Below are 24412 nucleotides of genomic sequence, written 5' to 3' on the forward strand. Positions count from 1 at the left end.
TACAACCCCTCTTTTTTATTGTCTTCCAATATTTTCTGTAACTATTAACCCTCGTGTTTATCAATAGTCTAAAACTTTTGTTAAATTAACTTTCCTAGACAATAAAAAATCAATTCAATAGTATGCATACTACTAAATTGATTTTTATTCTTATTTTTATATAAATCGTTGTGCTTGTTTAGATAATACATTTTCTAATGGTTTAAATAAAAGTAACACCATTATAAAATTTGAAAATCCATGAATTATATCAAAAGGTAACCCACTTACCCAATAAGTTATACCGTATCCTATTCCATAAAAAAATGATTCTGAAATTGCAAAAATAAATCCATAAGATAATCCAAATATACCAGCTAAAAATGCAAATCCATATTCACTTTTTACTTTTTTACCAATTATTGAAGCTACTATTGTCAATCCTGGCCATATAAAATAATATACTAAAAGCCATGTATTAAAACCATACAATAATATCTCAGTGGTACTAAATATTATAGATACTAATATAGTTCTTTTTGTACCAAATATAATAGAATATAGTATAAAAAGCAATGTAACAATTTCAACATTTGGTACAAAAGATAAAGCTAATTTTCCAGCTGTAATGGTGGCACTAAGTATTCCTATAAGGGCAATATCTTTTGCTTTCATTCTAATAAGTTGTTAACTCAAATTTATAATTATCTCCATCAGTTAAAGGAATTTCTGAAGGACCTGTTGTTGCTTCTTCACCATTTACAGTTATAAGGAAAAATTCATTTTCATCCTGATTTGCTTCATAATTCATCATACCTTCTACCATTACACCAAAATCATATTCTGTAAGGGTTGCACCTAATTCATCTTCATGCTCTTCTAATAATGCTAACAAAAATTCATGATCTGTATTATAAGTAAAAGTTTTATCTATTCCTTCTTTTTCTGCAATAACTTGAATAGTTACTTCTTTTTCGCCCTTTGATGCCTTTGGTGCTAAAAATGTATTATATCCAACAAACAATAAAACTGCTATTAAGATTGCTACTATGATGATTCTTATCTTTTTATTCATTATAATTCCTCCTCTAATTTTCATATAATACATCACTAGCTTCTTTATATAATAAAAAAACCTCCAACTTCATTTGGAGGAATGTAATCTATTTATGTATTATATGGTATTCAAACAAATATATTCATAAGATTAAATCTATTATATGAACAACCCCCATATCCCCGTGAAGTTATAATGTTCCTAGTATAGGCAGGTCTTCCGGCTTAATACAAAATATGGTTCAGCCTTCCCAGTTTCCCAGTGGCTTTAACCTAATATATATCTTACGGCGGCGGGACCGCACAGGATTTTAACCTGTTTCCCTATTAATGCATAGCAACCCATATCCGATATTCAATTACATCATATATAATAATACAAAAATCTTATAAAATCAATATTTATTTTAACATACCATATTCTTTTACTTATTATTTTTTCCTATATAGAACGCCTTTAACTCTTCTTCCTTTTCACAAAGAGGTACTCCTAATATCTTGTGAATTTTAACTAACCAAGGTTCTTTTAACATAGCTTCTTTCAATATACTTTCTTTCATAAATATTCTTGTAGGAATACCTTCATCTATTACTTCTCCTTTTGACATGATATATATATATTCACATAATTCATATATCATATCCATATCATGACTGGATATGATAATTTTCTTATTTTTTTCTGATAATTTTTTTATTATATTAATCATATTTTCAGTACCTACTGGATCTAATCCTGCTGTAGGTTCATCAAATAATATTATATCATTATTCATAGCCAATGCTCCTGCTATAGCAACTTTCTTTTTTTGTCCATAGCTTAGAAAATGTACGGGTTTATCTTTAAACTCTACCATATCTACCATATTTAAAGCATTTTCTACTATTTTATTTACTTCTTCTTCTCCAATTCCTAAATTTCTAGGTCCAAAAGCCACATCATCATATACCTTAGAATAAAATATTTGCTTATCTGGGTCTTGAAATACTATTCCAATCTTTTTTCTAATTTTTTTTAATGCCTTTCTATTATATTTCATTTCTTTACCATTTAAAAAAACTTTTCCCTTAGAAGGTTTTAGCAGTCCCATAAGATTAAAAAAGAGAGTTGTTTTCCCTGAACCATTAGCTCCAACAATTCCTATAATATTATGATTATCTATATTTAAATTTATATTCTTCAATGCTTTAGTTCCATCTTCATAAATATAGCATAATCCTTGAGTTTTTACCATTATTATCACCTACATATAAAATTGTCTATCAAATCCTCTAGCATCTAAGCTATATTGTAATGATTCATACCTATTCATAACCCTTATAAACAAAGAAGCTATAAGAGCAGATATAGATTTATATGATTTTCTTATATCCATGTATCCTAATTTCAATTTCTGTGCTACTATTATATTAATGGTTTCATCTAATAATATAAATATAAACCTATAAATCAATACCATCATTTCTATAACTATATTTGGTAGCTTATGTTTTTTTAATACATATATTAAATCATTCATTGGAGTAGTTAAAATCAGAAAAAAAGTACAAGATACAGATGATAGTGCTCTTAATAAAAGTATCTGACTACTATTAATTCCTTCTTCAGTAATTCCAATATATATATCCCATATATTTACAACAAAAATAAAATTATTACTATCTTTAGATAATGATATAAATACAGGTACAATACCTAGAATTAAAAATAACATTGGTATAGATAATATTTTGATATATTTTTTTACAGATATTTTAGCTAATACTGTTATTATCAAGAAATTCAACAAAAATACTGATATATATAATTCTTTGATATCTATTATCATAGCTAAAAGCATGAGTCCAATAGCAAAATAAAATTTTGCTATTGGACTATAATCTTTCAAATTATTAGTATAACTATATTTATCTATTATAAGCATTCTTATTATCCTTTTTTCCCTTCATATATCCAAAACAATATGCCATTATACCTGCTCCAATTGCTGCTTGAAGTGAAAATAATAAACTTTCTGTTTCCCCTCCTGGTGGCTCCCAAATAGGATCTATCCATGGTTCATATTCAGGTGAGATTTCTGTTATAGCTTCCTCTGCCATACCATCTGCACCACCAAATTCTGACCCTGCTTTTATAATTAAAGGTAATATGATCAAAAAAGCTATAATTAATAATAAAGTCATATTTTTATTGAAGGCTTTCAATTAATTCATCTCCTTCCTTACTATATTCAGATATCATATTATAAACTATTACTGTAATTATACCTTCAACTACTGCTAAAGGTATTTGAGTAACTGCAAATATAGACATAAATTTACCTAATGATGCCATTATTCCTAAATTAGGATCTGGATATGCTATTGCTAGCTGAACAGAAGTTACCATATAAGTAACTAAATCTCCTAATGCAGCCGCTAAAAATACACAATAATCTTTTTTTATATTCTGTTTAGACATGATTTTAAATATCAAATATGCAACTATTGGACCAGCTATTGCCATTGAAAAAGTATTAGCTCCTAAAGTAGTAATCCCTCCATGAGCCAATAACAATGCTTGAAATAATAAAACTATTACTCCTAGGAAACTCATTACAGTGGGTCCAAACAATATAGCTCCTAATCCAACACCTGTAGGATGAGAAGAACTCCCCGTTACTGATGGTATTTTAAGAGCAGATAATATGAATACAAATGCTCCTACTAATGCCAAAAGCATCTTCTTTTTTGGCTCCTTCTTAACAATTTGGTTAATTCGCATCATACCTTTAATAACAAATGGTAAAGCTATAATAGTCCAAAATATAGCCCACTTTGGTGATAAATATCCTTCCATTATATGCATTGCAAAGGATATCTTTGGTGTAATAAGCACCAATGTAAATATGAGTAATGCTTTTAATTGTTTATTCTTCATAATAAACACTCCTCCCTTAATTATTTTTAATTATATTTAAAGATTCCCTTGTAGCCCTTAACATTTTATCTAAATGTTCAATAGTATGAGCCTCAGATATAAAAATCCCTTCGTATTGGGAAGGTGCTAATAATATTCCTCTTGATATCATCTCTTTAAAAAACATCCCATATCTTTCTGTATCACATTTCATTACTTCTTCATATTTTTCTATAGGACCCTCTGAAAAGAACATAGACAACATTACTCCAGCTCTGTTTACAGTAGCCTCTATACCAACTTCATCTATTATTTTATTTAATCCCTGTTCTAAATATATTGCCTTCCCTTCTAAAGATTTATAGATTTCATCATTATCCTGCAATCTCTTTAATGTCTTATATCCTATATACATGGCTAATGGATTTCCTGACAAAGTCCCTGCCTGATATACGGGTCCTACTGGTGAAACCATATTCATTATTTCTTTCTTACCTCCATAGGCTCCCACAGGTAATCCTCCCCCTATAATCTTTCCATAACATGTCAAATCACTAGTAACTCCATAATACTTCTGAGCTCCACCTGAAGACAATCTAAATCCAGTTATTACTTCGTCAAATATAAGTATTGCTCCATATTCTTTTGTTATTTCTCTAAGTCCTTGTAGAAAACCCTTAGTAGGAGGAACTACTCCCATATTACCTGCAACAGGTTCAACTATAATAGCTGCTATTTCATCTCCTTTTTCTTCAAATACTTTCTTTACTGAATCTAAATCATTATATGTACATACTAATGTATCCTTAGTAGTACCTTCTGTTACTCCTGGACTAGTGGGTATAGAAAATGTTAATGCTCCTGAACCTGTCTTAACCAGTAAACTATCAGAATGGCCATGATAACACCCTTCAAATTTTATTATTTTATCCCTTCTGGTATATCCCCTAGCCAATCTTATTGCACTCATAGTAGCTTCTGTTCCTGAATTAACCATTCTTACCATTTCTACAGAAGGACTCATCTGAGTGATTAATTTGGCCATTTTATATTCTATTTCAGTAGGCATTCCATAGCTTGTACCTCTTTTTATTATTTCATCTACATCAGAAAGTATGTCTTCATTACTGTGACCAAATATCAATGGTCCCCAGGAACATATAAAGTCTATATACTCATTTCCATCTTCATCATAAACTTTGCTTCCTGTTCCTCTATTTATAAATATAGGATCTATTCCCACGGAATTAAAAGCTCTTACTGGACTATTTACACCACCAGGTATATATATTTTTGATTTCTCATAGATTTCTTTAGATTTTGATGTATTCATAATCTCACTCCTTAATTTTAGATGCTAATTCTTTAGCAAAATAGGTTATTATCATATCTGCACCGGCTCTTTTTATGGATAATATACTTTCATATATAACATCTTCATTAAGTATTCCCTTTTCTACTGCCATTTTTAACATAGCATATTCTCCACTTACACTATATGCCGCTATAGGTATATTCTTTTCATCTTTAACCCTTCTAATTATATCTAAATAGGATAGAGCTGGTTTTACCATAACTATATCTGCTCCTTCTTCTATATCTGAATGAACTTCTCTCATTGCCTCATCACTATTAGCTATATCCATTTGATAAGTCTTTCTATCTCCAAAAGACGGTGCAGAATCTGCTGCATCTCTAAATGGTCCATAATAACTAGAACAATATTTTGCACTATATGACATAATAGGTATATTTTTATATCCTGCTTCATCTAATGCCTTTCGAATATATCCAATTCTTCCATCCATCATATCTGAAGGGGCAATCATATCTGCACCTGCTCTAGCATGACTAACTGATATTTTAGCTAAATATTCTAATGTTATATCATTTTCCACGTAACCCTCTTCATTTATTATTCCACAGTGACCATGATCAGTATATTCACACATACATACATCTGTTATTACATAGATATCATTAAAATTTTTCTTTATAGCCCTTATAGCCTTTTGTATTATTCCATCTTCACTATAGCCTTCACTTCCACACTCATCCTTTTCTTTAGGAATTCCAAAAAGTAATACACTTCTTATTCCCAAAGATCTTATCTCTTCGATTTCTTTTATAAGCATGTCCACAGAAAAATGATAATTTCCCTTTAGTGATGATATTTCTCTTTTTATTCCTTCTCCTTCTACTATAAATAATGGATATATTAGATCCTCTATATCTAATTTTGTTTCCCTTACCATATCCCTTATCATAAAATTTTTTCTAAGTCTTCTAGATCTATTTATTAAATTCATTGCTTTTATCCTCCTCTAATAATATCGATTTTATTATTCCTTCTACATTATATTTTTCAGCTTCTAAATCTACATTTAGCCCATATTTATTCATAGTATCACTCGTTATAGGTCCTATAGATACTTTATTTATAACTTTTATAAGATCTATATTATCCTTTCCTAATAAATCAATTACTCCTTTTACGGTAGATGAACTAGTAAATGTTATATAATCAATCTCTTGATTATTAAGAGTATTTAACAAAATATCTTTGTTATTTTTTGCACTTTCTGTATAATAAGTATGAATCTCTTTAACTTCACATATATTACTTAATTCATCTACTAAATAAGATCTTGCATTTTTAGATCTTGGAATTAAAATTCTATCATTTTTATCTAATATACTACTCAATTCATCGTATATATCTTCTGCTATATATCTTTTAGGAATGATGTCAGCTATTATACCTCTTTCTTTAAGGGAATCAGCTGTAGCTGAACCTATAGCAACCACTTTAATATTGCCTAATTTTCTTACATCATAACTTCTATAATCTAAACCCTTCATAAAGATTTTTACACCATTTACACTAGTAAATACTATATAACTATATTCTGTTATATCATCTATAGCTTCCATCAATTCACTATTAGGCCAAATATCTTTTATTTCTATAGAAGGTATGGATATAGGATTGCCTCCTAAACTTAAAATAGAATTTGTTATGCCTTCTTCCTGTGTTTCTGGTCTAGTAATAATTATATTTTTCCCAAATAGTGGCTTTCTTTCTTGAAAATTTAATTTTTCTCTCAGTTTCACTACTTCACCAACTACTATAAGACTAGGCGATGTTATTTTATGCTTTTTTACTTCTTCAGTTATATTAGATAATTTTCCCGTTATTACCTGTTGATTAGGATAGGTTGCCCAGTGTATAATCGCCACAGGGGTATCTATATTCTTACCATTTTTAATTAACTCTTCACATATTCTCTCCAAATTTTTCATACCCATAAGAAATACCAACGTTCCATCTAATTTAGCTAGATTAGTAAAATCTAATTCATCTTTTTCATCCTTTAGATGTCCAGTTATTATATGAAATGATGTATTATATCCCCTATTAGTTATAGGAATACCTCCATAGCATAAACCACCAATAGCTGATGTTATTCCAGGAACTACTTCAAAATCTATTCCTTCATTGAATAGATATTCTCCTTCTTCTCCACCCCTACCAAAAACATAGGGATCTCCACCTTTTAATCTTACCACCTCCTTTCCTTCTTTAGCTTTTTCTACTAATAATTTATTTATATCATATTGTTTCATGGTATGATTTCCTGATTTTTTCCCTACATAAATAAATTCACAACCATCCTTTGTATTATTTAAAATTTCTGGACTAGATAATCTATCATATACTACTACATCACACTTTTTTACTAATTCTAATCCCTTCAATGTAACCAATTTATAATCTCCAGGACCTGCTCCTACAAGATAAACCTTACCTATTTTCATAGCCTAAAACCTCCATGATGTTATTAGCTAATCTTTGCCCTAATTGTTCTTCTTGCCCTACCTTTCCAATTACTGTATCTTTTACTAACATAGAACCATCTTCCAGTCCTAAAATACCTGTTAAACTAATCTCATCTCCATCAATATTGCATATTGCACCTACAGGTATATGACATCCTCCATTTACGGACTTTAAAAAAGTTCTTTCACATTTAGACTGAATATATGCATTTTCATCACTTACAGAATTTAATATATTTTTTAATTTATCTCTTCCATCTTTTATTTCTATAGCTAAAATTCCTTGAGCAGGTGATGGAACCATTATTTCATCTGATAAATAACATCCAATTCTTCTATCTAATTCTAATCTTTTAACTCCCGCAGCAGCTAATACTATTGCATCATATTCTCCTGCATCTAACTTTCTTATTCTTGTATCAACATTTCCTCTAATCAAGTTTATTTTTAGGTCTGGTCTATATTTTAATAGTTGATACTTTCTTCTTTTACTTCCAGTTCCTACTATGCTTCCTTTTGGTAATTCATCTAAAGACTTAATTTTCTCTCTAAATATCATCACATCTCTATAATCCTGGCGAAGAGGAGGTTTAGTAAATATAAGACCATCAGGTACTTCTGTAGGCATATCCTTCATACTATGTATAGCCATATCTATTTCTTCATTAATCAAGGCTTGTTCTATCTCCTTTACAAATATTCCCTTATCTCCAATTTTATCCAAAGCCCTATCTAATACCTTATCTCCCTTTGTCTTTATTATCTTAAGTTCAAATTCCATCTCTGGATAATGACTCTTAATTTGTTCCATGACCCATTTGCTTTGTATGACAGCCAACTTACTTCCCCTTGATCCTACAACAATTTTCATACACAATTCTCCTATCCTTTAATTCCTTTAGACTCAAATCTACTAAATCTTTTAAAATTCTTTTTCTTGCTTTTTCGTCTACACACTTCTCCATAACTAACTCTCTTATCTTACCCATTTCATTTACTTTTTCTATCATATCCTCAGTCACTATTTCTTCCATTTTCCTTCTTAATTTAGCTGCAAAATATGGACTATTACCCTGAGTAGATATTCCTGCTACTATAGAATCCTTCTTGAATGTAGATGGCATTATAAAGTCAGATTCCTCTTTACTATCTACTACATTACACAATAAACCCTTTTCTTTACATCTTATGAATATAGTATGATTAATATCTCTTGATGATGTTGCTACTACAATTATATTATTTTCCTGTATATATTCTTCTTTAAATACATCTTCAACATAATCAATTCTATTTAATATATTTTTAAATTCTTCTATTATATAAGGACTTATCACTTTAACATTCATACCATATTCTATAAAAGTTTTTGTTTTTCTATAAGCAACTTGCCCTCCTCCAAATATTATAACTCCAAGATTTTTAGTATTTATCATTATAGGATAAAACATGTTATGACCCCATTTTTAAATCGAATAAATAATCCAACATTTCCATATAGTTTTCTACTTTTTCGTCATTCTTTTCCTCTTTTAATTTTAATACAGGATTTCTAATTACTCTTTTTAATGCTGATGATAACATCTTTTCTATTATCTTTTTCTCTCTACAATCCAAGTCAATCTTTCTATTAATATAATTTAAAGTGTCTACTTCTACTTCCTTACATACATCATTAATTTCTTTGATTATTGGATCTATCTTTATAATCTCTAACCACTCATAAAATTCTATAATTTCCTTTGATATTATTTTTCCTGCTACCCGAGAAAGTTTTTTCCTTTCTTCTAAATTCCTTTTAGACATCTCTTTTAAATCATCTATATCATAAAGAAATACATTCTCTAATTCTCCTATTTTATTATCCACATCCGTTGGCATAGCCATATCTAATATATATATATTCCTATTTACAATAGGCATATCTTCACATTTTAATACTTTATGAGGTGCTGATGTAGAACATATAATCATGTCTACATCTTTAATAATTTCATATCTACTATCAAAATCTATAGGTTTGACTACATTATGTTTTGGAAATTCATCATAAATTTTTTTAATATTCCTATTAGCTATATATATATTCTCAACACCTTCTTCTAATAAATGATTCAATGCCAATTTTCCCATTTCTCCAAAACCAATCATTAAAGCCTTTTTCCCTGTTAAATTTCCCATATTCTTCTCTAAATATTTAATTCCAATATAACTTACAGATAAGGGCTTTTCTGATATTTTTAATTCCTTTTTTATTTCTTTAGCAGTAGTTATAGCTTCTCTAAATACCTTATTCAATATTTTTTTACTAGCTCCTATCTCCATAGATGTAGTAATTGCCTCTTTAACTTGTCCTAATATTTGATCTTCTCCTATAACTACTGATTTAAGTCCAGCGGTTACACAAAATAAATGTTCAACTGCTTCTCTTCCTTTCTTCACAAATAAATATCTTTCATATCCTTCCACTAAGATCTTTGATTTATAATATTCTTTTACAATTTTTATATGAGAATTAGTATCCTTTTTACTATGAGCTATATATATTTCACTGCGATTACATGTAGCTAGAATAGCCACTTCTTCTATGCCACAATCCAATAATTCATTTAATAACTCTACTTTTTGGGAACTAGTAAAAGAAGCTTTTTCTCTTATTGTCGTTGGTGCTGTATCATGGTTTATCCCTATGACTGAAATATCCATGGAAAATTCCCCCAAATTATTATTCTATTTCCTTTGCTCTTTTTACAATTATATCTGCTAATAATGATTCTTCTCCAATAGGTTCTCCCATTTTAAATATCACATCATTATATTTTTCTTCCAATGTTTTTATGATCTGTGGTATATCTTCTTTTATATGAATTCCCGAATATAAAAAATATGGTACTACTAATATTTCATTAACCCCTTTTCCTACCATTTCTTCTACTACTATCGGTATATTAGGTTCCGAAATTTCCATATGAGACCCTTCTACTATCTCGTAAGAAGCCTTACATTTAACCATTTTTACTATTTCTTTAAATGTATTCTGTGCATCTAATGATCTACTTCCATGTCCTACTATAAGTAATCCTTTTTTCATTTTATAATTCCTCCTTAATCTTCTTTATAATTTCGTCTATATTATTAAATACATTTTTATACACAATATTAGGTCTCTTAATCAATACTACCTTTATTCCTAATTCTAAAGCTCCACCAATTTTTTCTAATGTCCCCCCGGTATCACCACTTTCTTTTGTTACCATATATTTTATAGAATATTTATGGAACAAGGCTTTATTTAATTCTTTACTAAAAGGTCCTTGAATTCCTATAATATGTCCAGCATTAATACCAAGTCCTTCACATTTTTCAATTACTTCAGAAGTAGGAAGCACTCTTGCATATATTCTATTTTTTTCTATGTTTTCTACAAATATATCTAAATTCTTACTCCCTGTGGTAAGTACGATATTTCCTCTAGTATCCTTTAAAATCTCTGTTGCCTCTTTAAATCCTTCTACTTCTATAACATTCTTATATACTACAGCTTCCCTTTCAAATCTAAAATAAGGTATTTTCATCTTCTTTGAAATTTCCATAGCAAGTTTAGATATTTCTATTGCATAGGGATGAGTACCATCAATTATTACTTTTATATCCTCATTAATTATAAGCTCCTTAAGCTTTACTTGATCTAGTCTATCCTTTAAAACTTTGATTCCTTCATTATTTCCCATTATTTCTTGTCCATATTCAGTAGTTACTGTAACTATTACTTCATAATCTTCATCTAATAATTTTTTAGCAATATTCCTTCCATCTTTAGTACCACCTAAAACTAATATCAAAGATTATACCCCCTAGGAGTTACCATCTTTCCATTTATAATCTTAGTATTGGAATTTCCTATTAAAACTACTGTGAACATATCTATTGGATAATCTAACATCCCTTTTAAATTAGTAATAAAAACTTCTTCATCATCTCTTTTAGCATTTTTTACTATTCCCACGGGGGTTTCAGGAGCTCTAAATTTAAGCATTATATCTCGAGTAATCTTTATATGTTCTACCCTCTTTTTGCTTTTAGGATTATATAAACATATAGCAAAATCTCCTTCTGCAGCTAATTGTACTCTTCTCTTTATTAACTCCCAATCTGTAAGTAAATCACTTAAACTTATTATTGCGAAATCATGCATTAAAGGTGCTCCTAATATTGATGCTGCTGCCGATGCTGCTGTCACTCCCGGAATTACCTTTATTTCTATATCTATATTTTCTCTTTCTGCTACTTCATATATAATTCCTGCCATTCCATATACTCCTGGATCCCCACTACTTACTATTGCAACTTTTTTACTATTATTGGCTAATTCCAAAGCCATTTTACATCTTTCTACTTCTCCTTTCATAGGAGATTCCACAATTTCCTTATCTTTTACCATATCTTCAATTAAAGATATATAAGTTTTATATCCAATTATAATTTCAGAATCTTCTAAAGCATCAATTGCTTCCTTTGTCATATTATTCATATGTCCTGGTCCTATTCCTACTACATATAAAATTCTATCTTTATTCATCATGTTTTTCCTCCCACACTGATAAAGTAAATCCATCAAGCTTTCTTTTATTCATCAAACATCCTCCACTATTGGAAGATATATATCCACAAGGTTCCGCTACTGCCCCTACGCCTATGGCCTTTCTGACGAATTCTGAACCCTTAAATTTATTTTCTACATCTCTAATTTCTTCTCTACCTATAAAATCTACTGGTACCTTAAAATGTTCAGCAGTTTCTAATATTCCTATTTCATCCTTTTTTATATCTACGGAACTTAATTTCTTAATACTACCTACTTTTATTTTTAATTCTTCAAACATAATATTTATACCATTTATTATTTTCCTAGATGATACTCCTCTTCTACATCCTACTCCTACCACTATATTTCTAGGTATCAATTGAATACTCCTAGGATGAAAATCATCTCTTACCTTGTTAGTTATATAGATTATTGAATCATAATCCTCTATAGAGTCTTCCGTTATAATCTTTATATGATTGTCTTCTGAAATATTTATAGCAATATCAGTGAATATTCCAACCCTTTTTCCATTAACTATATCTGATGTTATTTCTTTAGCCTTTATAAAACTTTCCATCTTACAATTTAATTCCTTCGCCAACATATCCACAGATATACGATGCAGTACGTCTGAAGCTGTAGTAATCACTGGTATTGCATCTATATTTTCAGCTATTTTTTTGGTATATTCATTGGCTCCTCCTAGATGTCCTGATAAAAGACTTATTACAAACTCTCCTTTTTCATCCATTACCATCACACCAGGGTCTACAGTCTTATCTTTAATATAAGGAGAAATAACCCTTACTACTATTCCCGTAGCCATAATAAATAATATATGTCTATATTCATCAAAAAGTTTACCCACAAAATCCTTCAATGACCCCGTAAATGAACCTTTCCCATATACATTTACTGAAAAATTCATATTTTTTGCCACTTTTTCAGCCGTTACCATTCCTCCATCAGTCAATGTGACTATGGCTAATTTCATTACTTTCCACTCCTATATTCATGAGTAAATGTTTTGTCATATAATTTGGATTTTTTATATCTATCACCTAAGAAGTCTCCTACTAATATTTGAGCAGTTTTAGTTATATCAACCTCTTTTACTTTCTCAGATATATTGTTTAATTTTCCTATCACTATTTTTTGTTCTTCCCATGTAGCTTTTTGTATAACTGCCACTGGTGTTGATTCATCATAATGGTTTAATAATCTTTTCACCACATCATCTATCATATGAACTGATAAAAATATCGCCATAGATGCCCTATGAGATGCTAGCAATTCTAAATTTTCCTTTTCTGGCACAGGAGTTCTTCCCTCTAATCTAGTACATATAACTGTTTGAGATACATCAGGTAATGTAAATTCCTTATTCATTGCCGCTGCAGATGCTACAAAAGAACTTACTCCCGGTATAACTTCACAACTTATTCCCATATCTTCTAATGGGTCTATTTGTTCTCTTATAGCTCCATATATACTTGGATCTCCTGTATGAACTCTGGCAACCACTTTCCCCTTTTCAACACTATCTTTAATTAGAGAAAGTATCTCTTCTAAATCCATATGTGCACTATTATATAATTCACTTTTACTTTTTCTGCAATCAATTATTTCTTTATTTACTAAAGATCCTGCATAAATTATTACATCTGCTTTTTCAACTATTTTTCTTCCTTTTACAGTTATTAAATCAGGATCTCCAGGGCCTGCTCCTATAAAATATACCTTATTCATTCAATCCCCTCCCTTTTATAATCATAGTAGAAAGATATGGAACCCCACTTTTTACACTATCTATATCACGAATTATTTCTTCCTCTTTAGTACCACATTTAGATACCAATACAAAATTTTTGTCTAATCCTTTTTTCTCTAGTTCTTTGGCTAATTTTTCATTGTGTGCTGAAAGCTTCATTACTACTAAATTATCAAATTCATTCATCAGTTTTTCTATCTTTTCTCCATTTTTTCTTAATGGAAAAATAACCAATGTTTCATCTCCCATTGCTAAAGGTGTATTAGAACTACTAGCTGATGCACAAAAAGATGTTATACCTGGAATCGTTTCAACAATTATTCCCTTATCCTTTATCTCTGGTAATATATACATATAAGTACTATAAAGCATAGGATCCCCTAAAGTTATGAAACCTACATTTTTGCCATTATTCAATTTTTCATGGATTATTTCAATATTTTTCTCCCATTCTTTCTTCATCTCAACTTCTTGATATACCATTGGAAAAGTCAATTCTAATATTTCAGTATCATCGCTGATATATTCCTTAACAATCTCTAATGCAACACTTCCTTTTCCCCTTTTTCCTTCTGGACATATCAATACATCAACAGATTTTATGGTTTCTACTGCCTTTATCGTTAATAATTTTGAATCTCCTGGTCCAACTCCTATTCCATAAAATATACCTTTCACAAAATCATTCCTTTCTAGCTGATATTATATATATGGGATTTTGACCTTCCATCATTGTTATATTGCTTATACTTCTCCCTTTGGTAACTGAAATATTAATGACATCCATATCTATATAATTTCTTGATTTAATCTCCATAATAGATTTATATAAATTTTCTATAGTTATAAAATTCATAACTACTCGACCATTTGATACTAACTTTTCATCCATCCAATCAAATATATCTTTAATATTTCCACCAGTCCCTCCTATGAACACCTTGTCCATCTTAGGTAAATGCCAAATATCCTTTGGAGCAATTCCATGAATTATATCTACATTTTCAAGACTAAATCTCTTCGCATTTTCTGTGATTAATTGTATTCCTTCTACTTTCCTTTCTATAGCAAAAACTTTTCCTTCAGTAATTCTCATCCCTGCTTCTATAGTCATTGAACCAGTTCCAGCTCCAATATCTATAAAAGTATCTTTTTTATTTAATCTCAATTTAGATAAGGATACCGATCTTATTTCTTCTTTTGTCATAGGAACTTTCCCTCTAACAAATAGTTCATCAGAAATTCCACTGGTTTCATGAGGCCAAAGTCTATTCATCCATTATCACCACCACACACATCTTATAATCTTTCTTTTGACTTAAATCTTTTAAATCTCCTGATACAATTTTTTCCTCTTTATAAGATAAATTTTCTCCTACATACATTTTTTTACTTGTAACACCTGCATTTATTAATGTTTGTGCTATATTTTGAGCACTCCATTTTTTATCAGTCAAAAGACCTACTTTATTATATTTTTTTACTTTTTCAACAATATCTAAATCTCTACCATGAACGCTAGCAATATAAGCATCATCCCAAGGTTCTCCTATTTTAGAGAACATATATTGCATTGAGCTTATACCTGGAACAACTTCCAACTCTTCTATTAAAAAATGTTTCTTTAAAAATCTAAGCATACTATAAAATCCTGTATCTCCTGATACTAATATTGCAACTTTTTTTTCTTTATACTTAGCTTTTATGGTATTTACTAAATCATCTAAATCTATTCCTATAATAATCTTTTCTTTATCTTTAGCATCTATTGACTCAAAAATCCTTTTTGCTCCTACTATTATCTCTGCCTTATCTATCTCATCTAATACTTTTGGAGTTATATAATCTTTGTGTCCTGGACCCATGCCCAAAACCTTAATTTTATTCAAGCTTAAACCCCCTCATCATATCATCAGCATTATTACATTTGCCTAATACACCATATTGCTGAGAAAATATTATTGTTCCAACTCTTACTGAATTGTTTAATCTTCTATTACATCTATCACTAATTCGACCCGCTATTAACTCAAAAAATTCCTTTTCTCTATCCCAATCTTTTATATATTCTATTGCCTCTTCTGTAGTATTACTTTTCATTATATTTTCGATAAGATCAATATCTGCACCTAATAAAGCAGAATAAGCAGATAATGTTTCCATTCTAGCATCCGATATACGACTATGAGTATGAAATATTCCTGCTGCTACCTTTATCATTTTTCCTATATGTCCTACCCATAAAATTTCTTTTATTCCATACTCTTTTATCTTATCCAACATGAAACCTATAAAATTACTGGTCTTAATAAGATAATTTGTATCTAATCCCATAGACTTAGAAAAATCTCTACCATAATTTCCTGGTGATAATATAAGTTTCCTTATACCTTCTTCTTTTTTTACAGAAACTTCAATAGCTAAAGAATCTTTAAATGCCTCTTCTGACATAGGCTCTACAATACCAGTAGTTCCAATTATAGAAATTCCTCCTTCAATACCTAATAGAGGGTTGAAGGTTTTTTTTCCTATCTCAACTCCTTCTGGACTGAATATTGTAACTTTAATCCCCCAATCTAATGGAATTTCAGATTTTACTTCTTCCTCAATAGTTCTTCTTGGTGTTGGATTTATAGCATATTTCCCAATATCTACCGCTAATCCTTTCTTAGTAACTATTCCTATACCTTCTCCTCCTGTTATATCTATTCCTTTCTCAGAAGTCCTCTCTACTTTAGCAAATATCTTTATTCCATCTGTTATATCTGGATCATCCCCAGCATCCTTTTTTACTGAGCATTGAACATACTCTTCATTTAAGACTATGTCCTCTAATTCTAAATTCAACTTCCAACCTTTTGATGTATCTATGGTTATATACTCTAATTTCTCTCGATTAACTAACATCCTAGCTGCAGCTTTAGCTGCAGCTGTAGCACAAGAACCAGTTGTATATCCATATCTCATTTTTTTTCCATCTTTATAAATATATCTATCCATAATAATCCCCTTAATTTTCTAAAATATATTTCATCAAAGCATTTATTATAGCTACTGCTACAGTACTTCCACCCTTTCTTCCCTTAGTCAATATATAAGGTATATCATATTTTTCAAGCTCTTCTTTAGATTCAGCTGCTCCAACAAAACCAACAGGAACCCCTATAATTAAACTAGGTTTAGGATAGCCTTTTTCAATCATTTCTAAAAGAGTATATAATGCTGTAGGAGCATTCCCTATAGCAAATATTTCTATTTCTTTATTTCTTAAAGCTTTTTCCATAGCCACTGTAGATCTTGTAACTCCTCTTTTCTTTGCCTCTAATACTACATCTTCATCATGCACAAAGTTATGAAGATTTCCATCTAATTTATTTAATGATATTTTATTTACTCCAGACATAATCATTTTTGTATCACAATATATTCCTGCTCCTGATTTTAAAGTTTCTATACCTTTCTCTATAGCATCAGGACTAAATTTTAATATATTACTATATTCAAAGTCTGCAGTAGTATGTATTACTCTTTTCACTATTGCATCCATTCTACTATCTGAAAAAGTAATATCCATTTCCGATGTAATTATCTCAAAACTTCTTTTTTCTATTCCTTTTGGATCATTCATATATGACAAATCTATCCCTCCATATTTACTATTTCTACTCCACAATTAACTGTCTCATATTCTCTTATATTTATATAATCATTCATAAAATCTTCTTTTTTTATATTTTCTATAAATACCTCTTTATCAAAATATTTATCCTCAAATATAATTCCAATCACTGAACCACTATGAGCAATATTTAGACCATATGCCCCAAATTTTAATGCCCTCTCAATAATAATTTCTAATCCTGGTTTCTTTAAAATATCTTCGTTGGCCAATGCACTCAATATGGCTCCTTCTCCAACTTTTTTTATATCATTATTTTCTATTCCAATTTCTATATCCTTTAATGCTTTTCTTACATTTGATATATTTCCATCTAAAATATGACTTTTATCAATTTTTCTAAAATTTATAGTATCTATCACATATTTACCTTCAAGTATAAGAACCTTATATTTGAAATTCCTTCCATACCTTTTGAAATAGCTAGCTTTCAAATGATCAAAGAGAGTTATATCTGAAAAAACAGTGCTATCTGTAGGCTCAATCTTTGTGCATATCTTTGCTATCTCTTCATCACTTATATTTTTTCCTAAATATTTAGATGTGGCTAATATTGTAGCGCCTAAATCAGCTGTACTGCTAGCCATTCCCTTACCTATTGGAATATCTGAATTGATTTCTATTTTTAGCTTCTTACTGAAATCTATATCCTCTTTAAAATAATTAAATACATTTTCTATAGCCTTATATGCCTTTGAATACAGTAATTCATTATCTCTCTTGCCTTCAGAAATTTTCACATATGAATAACAATTTATAGGATATGATATAAGCTTTTCGCCACCGAAAATAATTCCTTGTATTAATTCTCCACAGGATCCTGGACATCTAGTTACTATCATTTTCTCCTCCTACAAATTTACCTAGTATATTTATAGGTATATTCATATTATCTTCTATATACTTCATTCCTTCTTCCTTCACTGCCATTAATATACAAGATGCAGGTCCTGCTGATTGATTTAAATCCACTTTAATATTCTTATTTAATATAAAATCTAAATCTCTATCCTCAGCCATAAGTTTCATCTCATACAATATTCCTTTAGATCCTACAGGCAATATTTCTAAAACATGATGATTCTCTTTCAGATTTACTATATCTTTTAAAGATACTATCTTATCTGGGTTTTCTAATACATCTTGTCCAACTAAAGGTAATCCTGCTAATACAATCATTGCCCCATCTTCTGCCATTGTTTTCCTGAATAGATTCTTTTGTATAATTCCTATAACTGTAACCCCTATGCCTGTTTGTACTGTATGAAAGTTTTCTTCTGTACTCCCTGTAACTACTATGTTTTCATCAATTCCTATTTCCAATAATGCCTTCTTTACACCTTTAAGTATATTTTTTCCTGTATTATTCATTTCTACAGAAAGAGTATCTACTATAGTTATAGGTTTTGCTCCTAAAGCTAAAATTTCAGCTATAGCTACTTTTCCGGTGAAATACCCTACTATATCTCCAGAAGTTTTTAATATATCTTCTTCCTTTTCTCCAATACCTCCAGAAGAATCACAGGAGACAACAAGTATTTTTTCATCATCTAAACTTATTAATGTTACATCTCTAAAATTTTCTATATTCATCTTAATTTCTCTTCCTTACATTTAATACTGTATATATTACATATCCTAATATAACATTTGCAGCAGATGCTATAGTCAAAGGTAATATCAATGTATTAAACATAGCCCATCCATTAAGTGGTAATCCTATTATACTTGCAAATTGAGCTGATATAAATAATATAGCTGGTCCATTTAATATAATTCCTACTATACAAGCCAAGATTCCATTAGCTTTTTTATATATAATTCCAAACAAATAAGCTGCTATAGCCATTAATATCATAAGTAACATATGCATAGGTAATGTCATTGGGAATCCACTAGTCAATGCAGTAAGAATATGTCCTGCCCCTGCTACCAATGCTCCTAATGGAGGTGATAAAAACAATGCTGCAAAAAATCCTGGCATAGAATCAAACGCTATAGTCCCACTTACTTTAATCATTGACCCTATAGCCGAGATTGCTATGAGCATTGCACAATAAACTAACTTAATAGTAGTAATTCCTTTCTTCTTTTCAGAAAAAACTTTGCTCATATTTTTTCTCCTCCTCGATAATTTCTACATATATCTATAAGCTGTTTTATAAAATCAATATTGCTATAAAAATGTACATGGGGATATCCTGCCAATACATTTTTCTTTTTTATTCCACAGTTCCATACTTTTGTTTCTCTATTTGGTCTTCTTTTTATTACTTTATATTCATAATCTAGATCTTCATTATCTATTATCTTTGAATGATGAAACTCATGAGCTCTTATATTAATATGATTACTAGATTCCACCTCTACATATCCAAATCTTTGTAATCTTTTAGTCATAACTGATCTTGTAGGTAGAAATCCTACCATCTCATAATTGTTCCCATATAAATCTTCTATTCCTTCAGTTAAATACATTAACCCTCCACATTCTCCGTAAGTAGGAAGCCCTGATTCTAATGCTTCTTTAAGACTTGTTTTAAATGATGTATTCTCTTGAAGTTCCTTAGAAAATACTTCTGGGAATCCTCCTCCTATATATAATCCATCTAAATTTGATGGTAACCTATTATCTTCCAATGGGCTTATCCATTCAATTTCAACTCCCATTTCTTTTAATAAATCTATATTGTCCTGATAATAAAAATTAAAGGCTTTGTCTTTCATTATTCCAATTTTTAATCCTTGACCATATTCTCTATAAGAATCATTATAATTTCTTTGGAATTCTATCAATTCTACGTCCTTAGACATGCCTATAATACTATCTAAATCCACATATTTCTCAATATAATTAACCAATAAGTCAACCTTATTATTAAACTCTTCTACTTCTTTTACTGGAATAAGTCCTAGATGTCTACTATTAAGAGATATATTTAAATCTTTAGGTAAATATCCTAAACACTTTATACCTGTATCTCTTTCTATAGCTTCTTTCAATAGATTATAATGTCCATCACCAGACACCTTATTTATGATTACTCCTCTTATATCTACATTTTCATCATAAACTTTATATCCCATCACCATAGCTGCGGCACTAGTAGACATAGCACGCCCATCCATTACTAATATAATTGGAGTTTTTAACAACTTAGAAACATGAGCTGAGCTTCCAATAGTATTTCTATCAGTTCCAAATCCATCATAAAGTCCCATGACTCCTTCTATAATTCCTATATCCTTATCTTTCATATTTTTATTAAATAAATATTTTATTGTATCTTTTTTTAACATCCAGCTATCTAAATTATAAGAAGCGTTCCCAGTCACAAATTCATGAAATCCTGGATCTATATAATCTGGTCCTACCTTGAAAGGACGTACATCTAATTTTCTTCTCTTTAAAGCTGCCATTATTCCCAATGACAAAGTAGTCTTACCTGTTCCACTGGATGTTCCAGCAATCATTATCCTATTAATTATAATCACCTCTCAATACACAAGTTTTGATAATATACCATAATCGTCATTATAATCTATTTCTATTATAGCTCCTGGAGGTACTTTAAAATGCCATCTATCATCTATATTTAAATCTAAAAGATAAGTCATTATAGTTTGAATAATACCTCCATGGGTTACTAATAAATATACTGTTTCAGAATTACCTTTTTCTTTTAATTTATCTATAAAATTTTCAACTCTATAATATACATCTTTAAGAGATTCACCTTTGGGAATCCTATAATTCACATAATCCCTTGTCCAATTTTCCCATTCTAAAGAATGTTCTTTTTGTATTTCTTCATATTTCTTCCCCTCAAAAATCCCAAAATTCATCTCACAAATATCAGGTTCAATCATTACTTTCTTATCTAATCTATCAGCTATCTTATTAGCTATAAAATTAGTCCTATATAATTGACTACTATATATCTCTTCTATATTTATATCAGTGATAATTCTAGTTATAATATTTTCTACTTGATACATTCCTTTATCTGTATAAGGACTCTCAGTATGACCAATATATCTTCCCTCGTTATTTGCCTTTGTTTCACCATGTCTAACCATTATAAATTTCATAAATTGACACTTCCTAATAAATAACTAATCAAAATAAATACACTTTGAGATATTTCTATAGTAAAACCTATAGTATCTCCTGTGAATCCACCTAATTTATTCTTTATATATTTACTTATAAAATAAATACTTATAAAAGTTGTCAAAATAGATATTAAAACATAAATCTGATTATTTAAAATAATAGCTAATATTAATGTAAATACTATTGCATATATGAATTCTTTAATATCACAATTTTCTACTATACCTTTTCCTAATCCTAAACCTTCTCTAGCATAATCCCCAAATGTACAACCAACAATAGCAGACGCTCTCCCTACAACAGGAATCAAAATAAATATGCCAATTGGTAAATACATAGATACAATTATATTCATCATATAAACCATCATTATAATTAATACTCCAAAAGAGCCTACTCTACTATCTTTCATGATTTCAAGAGCCCTTTCTCTTCCTCTATTACTAAAAACTCCATCTACCGTATCGGCTAATCCATCTATATGAAGTCCTCCTGTAACCCATATATAAATTATCCATAATATAACTGCCATTACAGGTCCATCTATGTATAAATTCAAATGAGCTACACTCCATAATATAACTCCTATAATAAATCCTACTATAGGCATATAATATATTCCCTTTATAAAATCTTTTTCTTTAAATTCAAAGGGATATTTCACTGGTATTCTAGTTAAGAATGTAATCATCAATAATAAACTTTTCATAAAAACCTCACTTTATACTTATTGGAATTCCTGAAACTGTCATATATACTTTCTTTGCTTGACTTGCTAAATACTGATTAACTCTGCCTGCAACATCTCTAAATACACTTCCTAATTTATAGGATGGCACAATACCCATTCCCACTTCATTGGTCACTATTACTACATTTTTTCCTTCCAATGTTTCTAATAATTCTTTTACTTCTTTAAAGATACTTTTTTCAATTTCATCTATAGTTTGCATATCACAAGTATCATAATCAATATCTTGTTCCAATAATAAATTAGAAACCATAAGAGTCATACAATCTAAAATAACAGTATCTAATTTTGTAAATTCTTCATTTTGTTGAATTTCTTTAAAATCTTTATATCTTTCTATAGTAATCCATTCAGCAGGCCTTGAATTCCTATGTTTTATTATTCTATCCTTCATTCCTTCATCAAAGGCTATGGAAGTAGCAATATATCCAATATTACTTCCAGTCTCTTTAACTAATGATTCAGCAAAAGTACTCTTTCCACTTCTAGCTCCTCCTGTAACTAATACAAGGCTTTTCATCCACAAACCTCCTTATTCCATTTTTCTATTGTATTTATAATATTCTTATTATTCTTATGCTCTTTCACTGATATTCTAAAGTATCTATCTCCTAAACCCTTAAAATCCTCACATGTTCTCACATGAATCTTTTTACTTAGAAGATAATTAAAAAACTCCTTAGGATTACCTTTTTCTAATTTAAACAATATAAAATTAGCATTAGGTTCAAATACTTTTAAAGCAGATATTTTATTCAATTCTTCATATAAGAATTTTCTTTCTTCTTTTATCCATTTTAAAGAATCTTTTATGAACTTCTTATCTTTAATTACATAAGGCAATATATCTAAAGCTATACTATTCATGGTCCAAGGTTCCTTAAATTTATTTAAAACTCCTATTAAATTATCATTTCCTAAACCATATCCTAATCTAATACCAGGTAATCCATAAAATTTTGTCATAGACCTTAATAAGAATATATTATTATTATAAATATATTTTTCAAAGGTTTCTTTATCTGCAAAATCCATGAACGACTCATCTACAACAGTAAATCCGTTTATATTATCCATAGCTTGTACAATAAAATGAAAATCTATTGGAGATACATATTCCCCTGTAGGATTATTAGGATTACATAAAATTAAAACTTTAGGTTTTTCTTTATATATTAAATCTACTAAATTTTCATAGTCTATAGAAAACTCTTTAGATTCTAAACGGGAAATTTCTATGACTTCTGAATCATTCATTTCAAATGCTCTTCTGTATTCATTAAATGTAGGTCCTATTATTAAAACCTTTTGAGGGTTTATAGCTCTAGCAAAAAGATATATAAGTTCTATAGCACCATTCCCTAATATAATATTTTTCTCATTTATTGACATGTGATTTGACAATGCCTTTATTGCACTATTACCTCTTATCTCTGGATATCTATCTATATTTTCTATTGATTCTATCATTTTTTCTTTTACACTTTCAGATGGACCTAAAGGATTAATATTTACACTAAAATCCATAATTTCTTTATAGTCATCTCCATAATAACCCCCATGCTTATTCAATCTTATGCCTCCAATCTTAAGTTAAAATCATAATACTCAAAATAAAAAGGCGGATAAAAAGCGTATCCGCTTCACTAGGGAAACCTAGTTTCCCTTCGACGGTGCATAATACGTGCACCTGAGCACCCTTCTAATACGGCAGGGGATTTCATCCCCTACA

30 protein-coding genes and 1 riboswitch are annotated in these 24412 nt (G+C 29.5%); all 30 genes read right to left on the reverse strand.

What is annotated here, in order from left to right:
• Positions 1-156: 156 nt before the first annotated feature.
• Positions 157-654, reverse strand: a complete 498-nt coding sequence (locus GOQ29_RS07520; protein ID WP_203372037.1) for a hypothetical protein — start codon at positions 652-654, stop codon at positions 157-159.
• Position 655: 1 nt separating this feature from the next.
• A complete protein-coding gene (locus GOQ29_RS07525) occupies positions 656-1054 on the reverse strand; it encodes a DUF4430 domain-containing protein (RefSeq protein ID WP_203372038.1) in 399 nt (132 codons plus the stop codon).
• Positions 1055-1228: 174 nt separating this feature from the next.
• Positions 1229-1396: riboswitch (cobalamin riboswitch) on the reverse strand.
• Between the two features lie 64 nt (positions 1397-1460).
• On the reverse strand, positions 1461-2270 hold the full coding sequence (locus tag GOQ29_RS07530) for an energy-coupling factor ABC transporter ATP-binding protein (protein ID WP_203372039.1): 810 nt from the start codon (positions 2268-2270) through the stop codon (positions 1461-1463).
• A gap of 9 nt (positions 2271-2279) precedes the next feature.
• Complete coding sequence (cbiQ, locus tag GOQ29_RS07535; protein ID WP_203372040.1) at positions 2280-2960, reverse strand: cobalt ECF transporter T component CbiQ; 681 nt, start codon at positions 2958-2960, stop codon at positions 2280-2282.
• Positions 2944-3240 (reverse strand): energy-coupling factor ABC transporter substrate-binding protein, encoded by a 297-nt coding sequence (locus GOQ29_RS07540; protein ID WP_252187555.1) that lies wholly within the window; start codon positions 3238-3240, stop codon positions 2944-2946. The genes cbiQ and GOQ29_RS07540 overlap by 17 nt, the downstream gene beginning before the upstream one ends.
• Positions 3224-3955, reverse strand: coding sequence for an energy-coupling factor ABC transporter permease (locus tag GOQ29_RS07545; RefSeq protein ID WP_203372041.1), 732 nt, complete (start codon positions 3953-3955; stop codon positions 3224-3226). Before GOQ29_RS07545 ends, GOQ29_RS07540 begins: the two co-directional genes overlap by 17 nt.
• Before the next feature lie 16 nt (positions 3956-3971).
• On the reverse strand, positions 3972-5267 hold the full coding sequence (gene hemL, locus GOQ29_RS07550; RefSeq protein ID WP_203372042.1) for a glutamate-1-semialdehyde 2,1-aminomutase: 1296 nt from the start codon (positions 5265-5267) through the stop codon (positions 3972-3974).
• A gap of 4 nt (positions 5268-5271) precedes the next feature.
• Entirely contained in the window at positions 5272-6243 is a 972-nt protein-coding gene (gene hemB, locus GOQ29_RS07555; protein ID WP_203372043.1) for a porphobilinogen synthase, read from the reverse strand.
• Entirely contained in the window at positions 6227-7753 is a 1527-nt protein-coding gene (gene cobA, locus GOQ29_RS07560) for a uroporphyrinogen-III C-methyltransferase (protein ID WP_203372044.1), read from the reverse strand. The genes hemB and cobA overlap by 17 nt, the downstream gene beginning before the upstream one ends.
• On the reverse strand, positions 7740-8645 hold the full coding sequence (hemC, locus tag GOQ29_RS07565) for a hydroxymethylbilane synthase (RefSeq protein ID WP_203372045.1): 906 nt from the start codon (positions 8643-8645) through the stop codon (positions 7740-7742). The genes cobA and hemC overlap by 14 nt, the downstream gene beginning before the upstream one ends.
• A complete protein-coding gene (locus tag GOQ29_RS07570) occupies positions 8614-9225 on the reverse strand; it encodes a precorrin-2 dehydrogenase/sirohydrochlorin ferrochelatase family protein (RefSeq protein WP_203372046.1) in 612 nt (203 codons plus the stop codon). The genes hemC and GOQ29_RS07570 overlap by 32 nt, the downstream gene beginning before the upstream one ends.
• A 1-nt stretch (position 9226) precedes the next feature.
• Positions 9227-10480: a glutamyl-tRNA reductase gene (hemA, locus tag GOQ29_RS07575; protein WP_203372047.1), complete on the reverse strand. Its 1254-nt coding sequence runs from the start codon at positions 10478-10480 to the stop codon at positions 9227-9229.
• A 19-nt stretch (positions 10481-10499) separates the two neighbouring features.
• Complete coding sequence (locus GOQ29_RS07580) at positions 10500-10865, reverse strand: sirohydrochlorin chelatase (RefSeq protein ID WP_203372048.1); 366 nt, start codon at positions 10863-10865, stop codon at positions 10500-10502.
• A 1-nt stretch (position 10866) separates the two neighbouring features.
• Complete coding sequence (locus GOQ29_RS07585) at positions 10867-11616, reverse strand: cobalt-precorrin-6A reductase (protein ID WP_203372049.1); 750 nt, start codon at positions 11614-11616, stop codon at positions 10867-10869.
• Positions 11613-12353: a precorrin-3B C(17)-methyltransferase gene (gene cobJ, locus GOQ29_RS07590; RefSeq protein ID WP_203372050.1), complete on the reverse strand. Its 741-nt coding sequence runs from the start codon at positions 12351-12353 to the stop codon at positions 11613-11615. The genes GOQ29_RS07585 and cobJ overlap by 4 nt, the downstream gene beginning before the upstream one ends.
• A complete protein-coding gene (gene cbiG, locus GOQ29_RS07595; RefSeq protein ID WP_203372051.1) occupies positions 12346-13356 on the reverse strand; it encodes a cobalt-precorrin 5A hydrolase in 1011 nt (336 codons plus the stop codon). Before cbiG ends, cobJ begins: the two co-directional genes overlap by 8 nt.
• Positions 13356-14111: a precorrin-4 C(11)-methyltransferase gene (gene cobM / locus GOQ29_RS07600; protein ID WP_203372052.1), complete on the reverse strand. Its 756-nt coding sequence runs from the start codon at positions 14109-14111 to the stop codon at positions 13356-13358. The genes cbiG and cobM overlap by 1 nt, the downstream gene beginning before the upstream one ends.
• Positions 14104-14811, reverse strand: a complete 708-nt coding sequence (gene cobI / locus GOQ29_RS07605; RefSeq protein WP_203372053.1) for a precorrin-2 C(20)-methyltransferase — start codon at positions 14809-14811, stop codon at positions 14104-14106. The genes cobM and cobI overlap by 8 nt, the downstream gene beginning before the upstream one ends.
• Positions 14812-14815: 4 nt before the next feature.
• Positions 14816-15409 (reverse strand): precorrin-6Y C5,15-methyltransferase (decarboxylating) subunit CbiT, encoded by a 594-nt coding sequence (cbiT, locus tag GOQ29_RS07610; RefSeq protein WP_203372054.1) that lies wholly within the window; start codon positions 15407-15409, stop codon positions 14816-14818.
• Positions 15402-16022 (reverse strand): precorrin-6y C5,15-methyltransferase (decarboxylating) subunit CbiE, encoded by a 621-nt coding sequence (gene cbiE, locus GOQ29_RS07615; RefSeq protein WP_203372055.1) that lies wholly within the window; start codon positions 16020-16022, stop codon positions 15402-15404. Before cbiE ends, cbiT begins: the two co-directional genes overlap by 8 nt.
• Positions 16015-17133, reverse strand: coding sequence for a cobalt-precorrin-5B (C(1))-methyltransferase CbiD (gene cbiD, locus GOQ29_RS07620; protein ID WP_203372056.1), 1119 nt, complete (start codon positions 17131-17133; stop codon positions 16015-16017). Before cbiD ends, cbiE begins: the two co-directional genes overlap by 8 nt.
• 10 nt (positions 17134-17143) lie before the next feature.
• Complete coding sequence (locus tag GOQ29_RS07625; protein ID WP_484477069.1) at positions 17144-17761, reverse strand: precorrin-8X methylmutase; 618 nt, start codon at positions 17759-17761, stop codon at positions 17144-17146.
• Positions 17762-17772: 11 nt separating this feature from the next.
• Positions 17773-18654: a GHMP family kinase ATP-binding protein gene (locus GOQ29_RS07630; RefSeq protein ID WP_203372058.1), complete on the reverse strand. Its 882-nt coding sequence runs from the start codon at positions 18652-18654 to the stop codon at positions 17773-17775.
• Positions 18641-19405 (reverse strand): AIR synthase related protein, encoded by a 765-nt coding sequence (locus GOQ29_RS07635; RefSeq protein WP_203372059.1) that lies wholly within the window; start codon positions 19403-19405, stop codon positions 18641-18643. Before GOQ29_RS07635 ends, GOQ29_RS07630 begins: the two co-directional genes overlap by 14 nt.
• A gap of 1 nt (position 19406) precedes the next feature.
• Positions 19407-19925, reverse strand: a complete 519-nt coding sequence (locus tag GOQ29_RS07640) for an ECF transporter S component (protein ID WP_203372060.1) — start codon at positions 19923-19925, stop codon at positions 19407-19409.
• Entirely contained in the window at positions 19922-21307 is a 1386-nt protein-coding gene (locus GOQ29_RS07645) for a cobyrinic acid a,c-diamide synthase CobB (protein ID WP_350445988.1), read from the reverse strand. Before GOQ29_RS07645 ends, GOQ29_RS07640 begins: the two co-directional genes overlap by 4 nt.
• 3 nt (positions 21308-21310) lie before the next feature.
• On the reverse strand, positions 21311-21904 hold the full coding sequence (locus GOQ29_RS07650) for a histidine phosphatase family protein (RefSeq protein ID WP_203372061.1): 594 nt from the start codon (positions 21902-21904) through the stop codon (positions 21311-21313).
• A complete protein-coding gene (cobS, locus tag GOQ29_RS07655) occupies positions 21901-22638 on the reverse strand; it encodes an adenosylcobinamide-GDP ribazoletransferase (protein ID WP_203372062.1) in 738 nt (245 codons plus the stop codon). Before cobS ends, GOQ29_RS07650 begins: the two co-directional genes overlap by 4 nt.
• 7 nt (positions 22639-22645) lie before the next feature.
• Complete coding sequence (cobU, locus tag GOQ29_RS07660) at positions 22646-23200, reverse strand: bifunctional adenosylcobinamide kinase/adenosylcobinamide-phosphate guanylyltransferase (protein ID WP_203372063.1); 555 nt, start codon at positions 23198-23200, stop codon at positions 22646-22648.
• The gene (cobD, locus tag GOQ29_RS07665; protein WP_203372064.1) at positions 23197-24252 is read right to left on the reverse strand and encodes a threonine-phosphate decarboxylase CobD; all 1056 of its coding nucleotides are present in this window, start codon (positions 24250-24252) and stop codon (positions 23197-23199) included. Before cobD ends, cobU begins: the two co-directional genes overlap by 4 nt.
• Between the last annotated feature and the right edge of the window lie 160 nt (positions 24253-24412).

It is taken from the genome of Anaeromonas gelatinilytica (assembly GCF_016820635.1).
In the GTDB taxonomy this organism is placed as follows: domain Bacteria; phylum Bacillota; class Clostridia; order Tissierellales; family SIT17; genus Anaeromonas; species Anaeromonas gelatinilytica.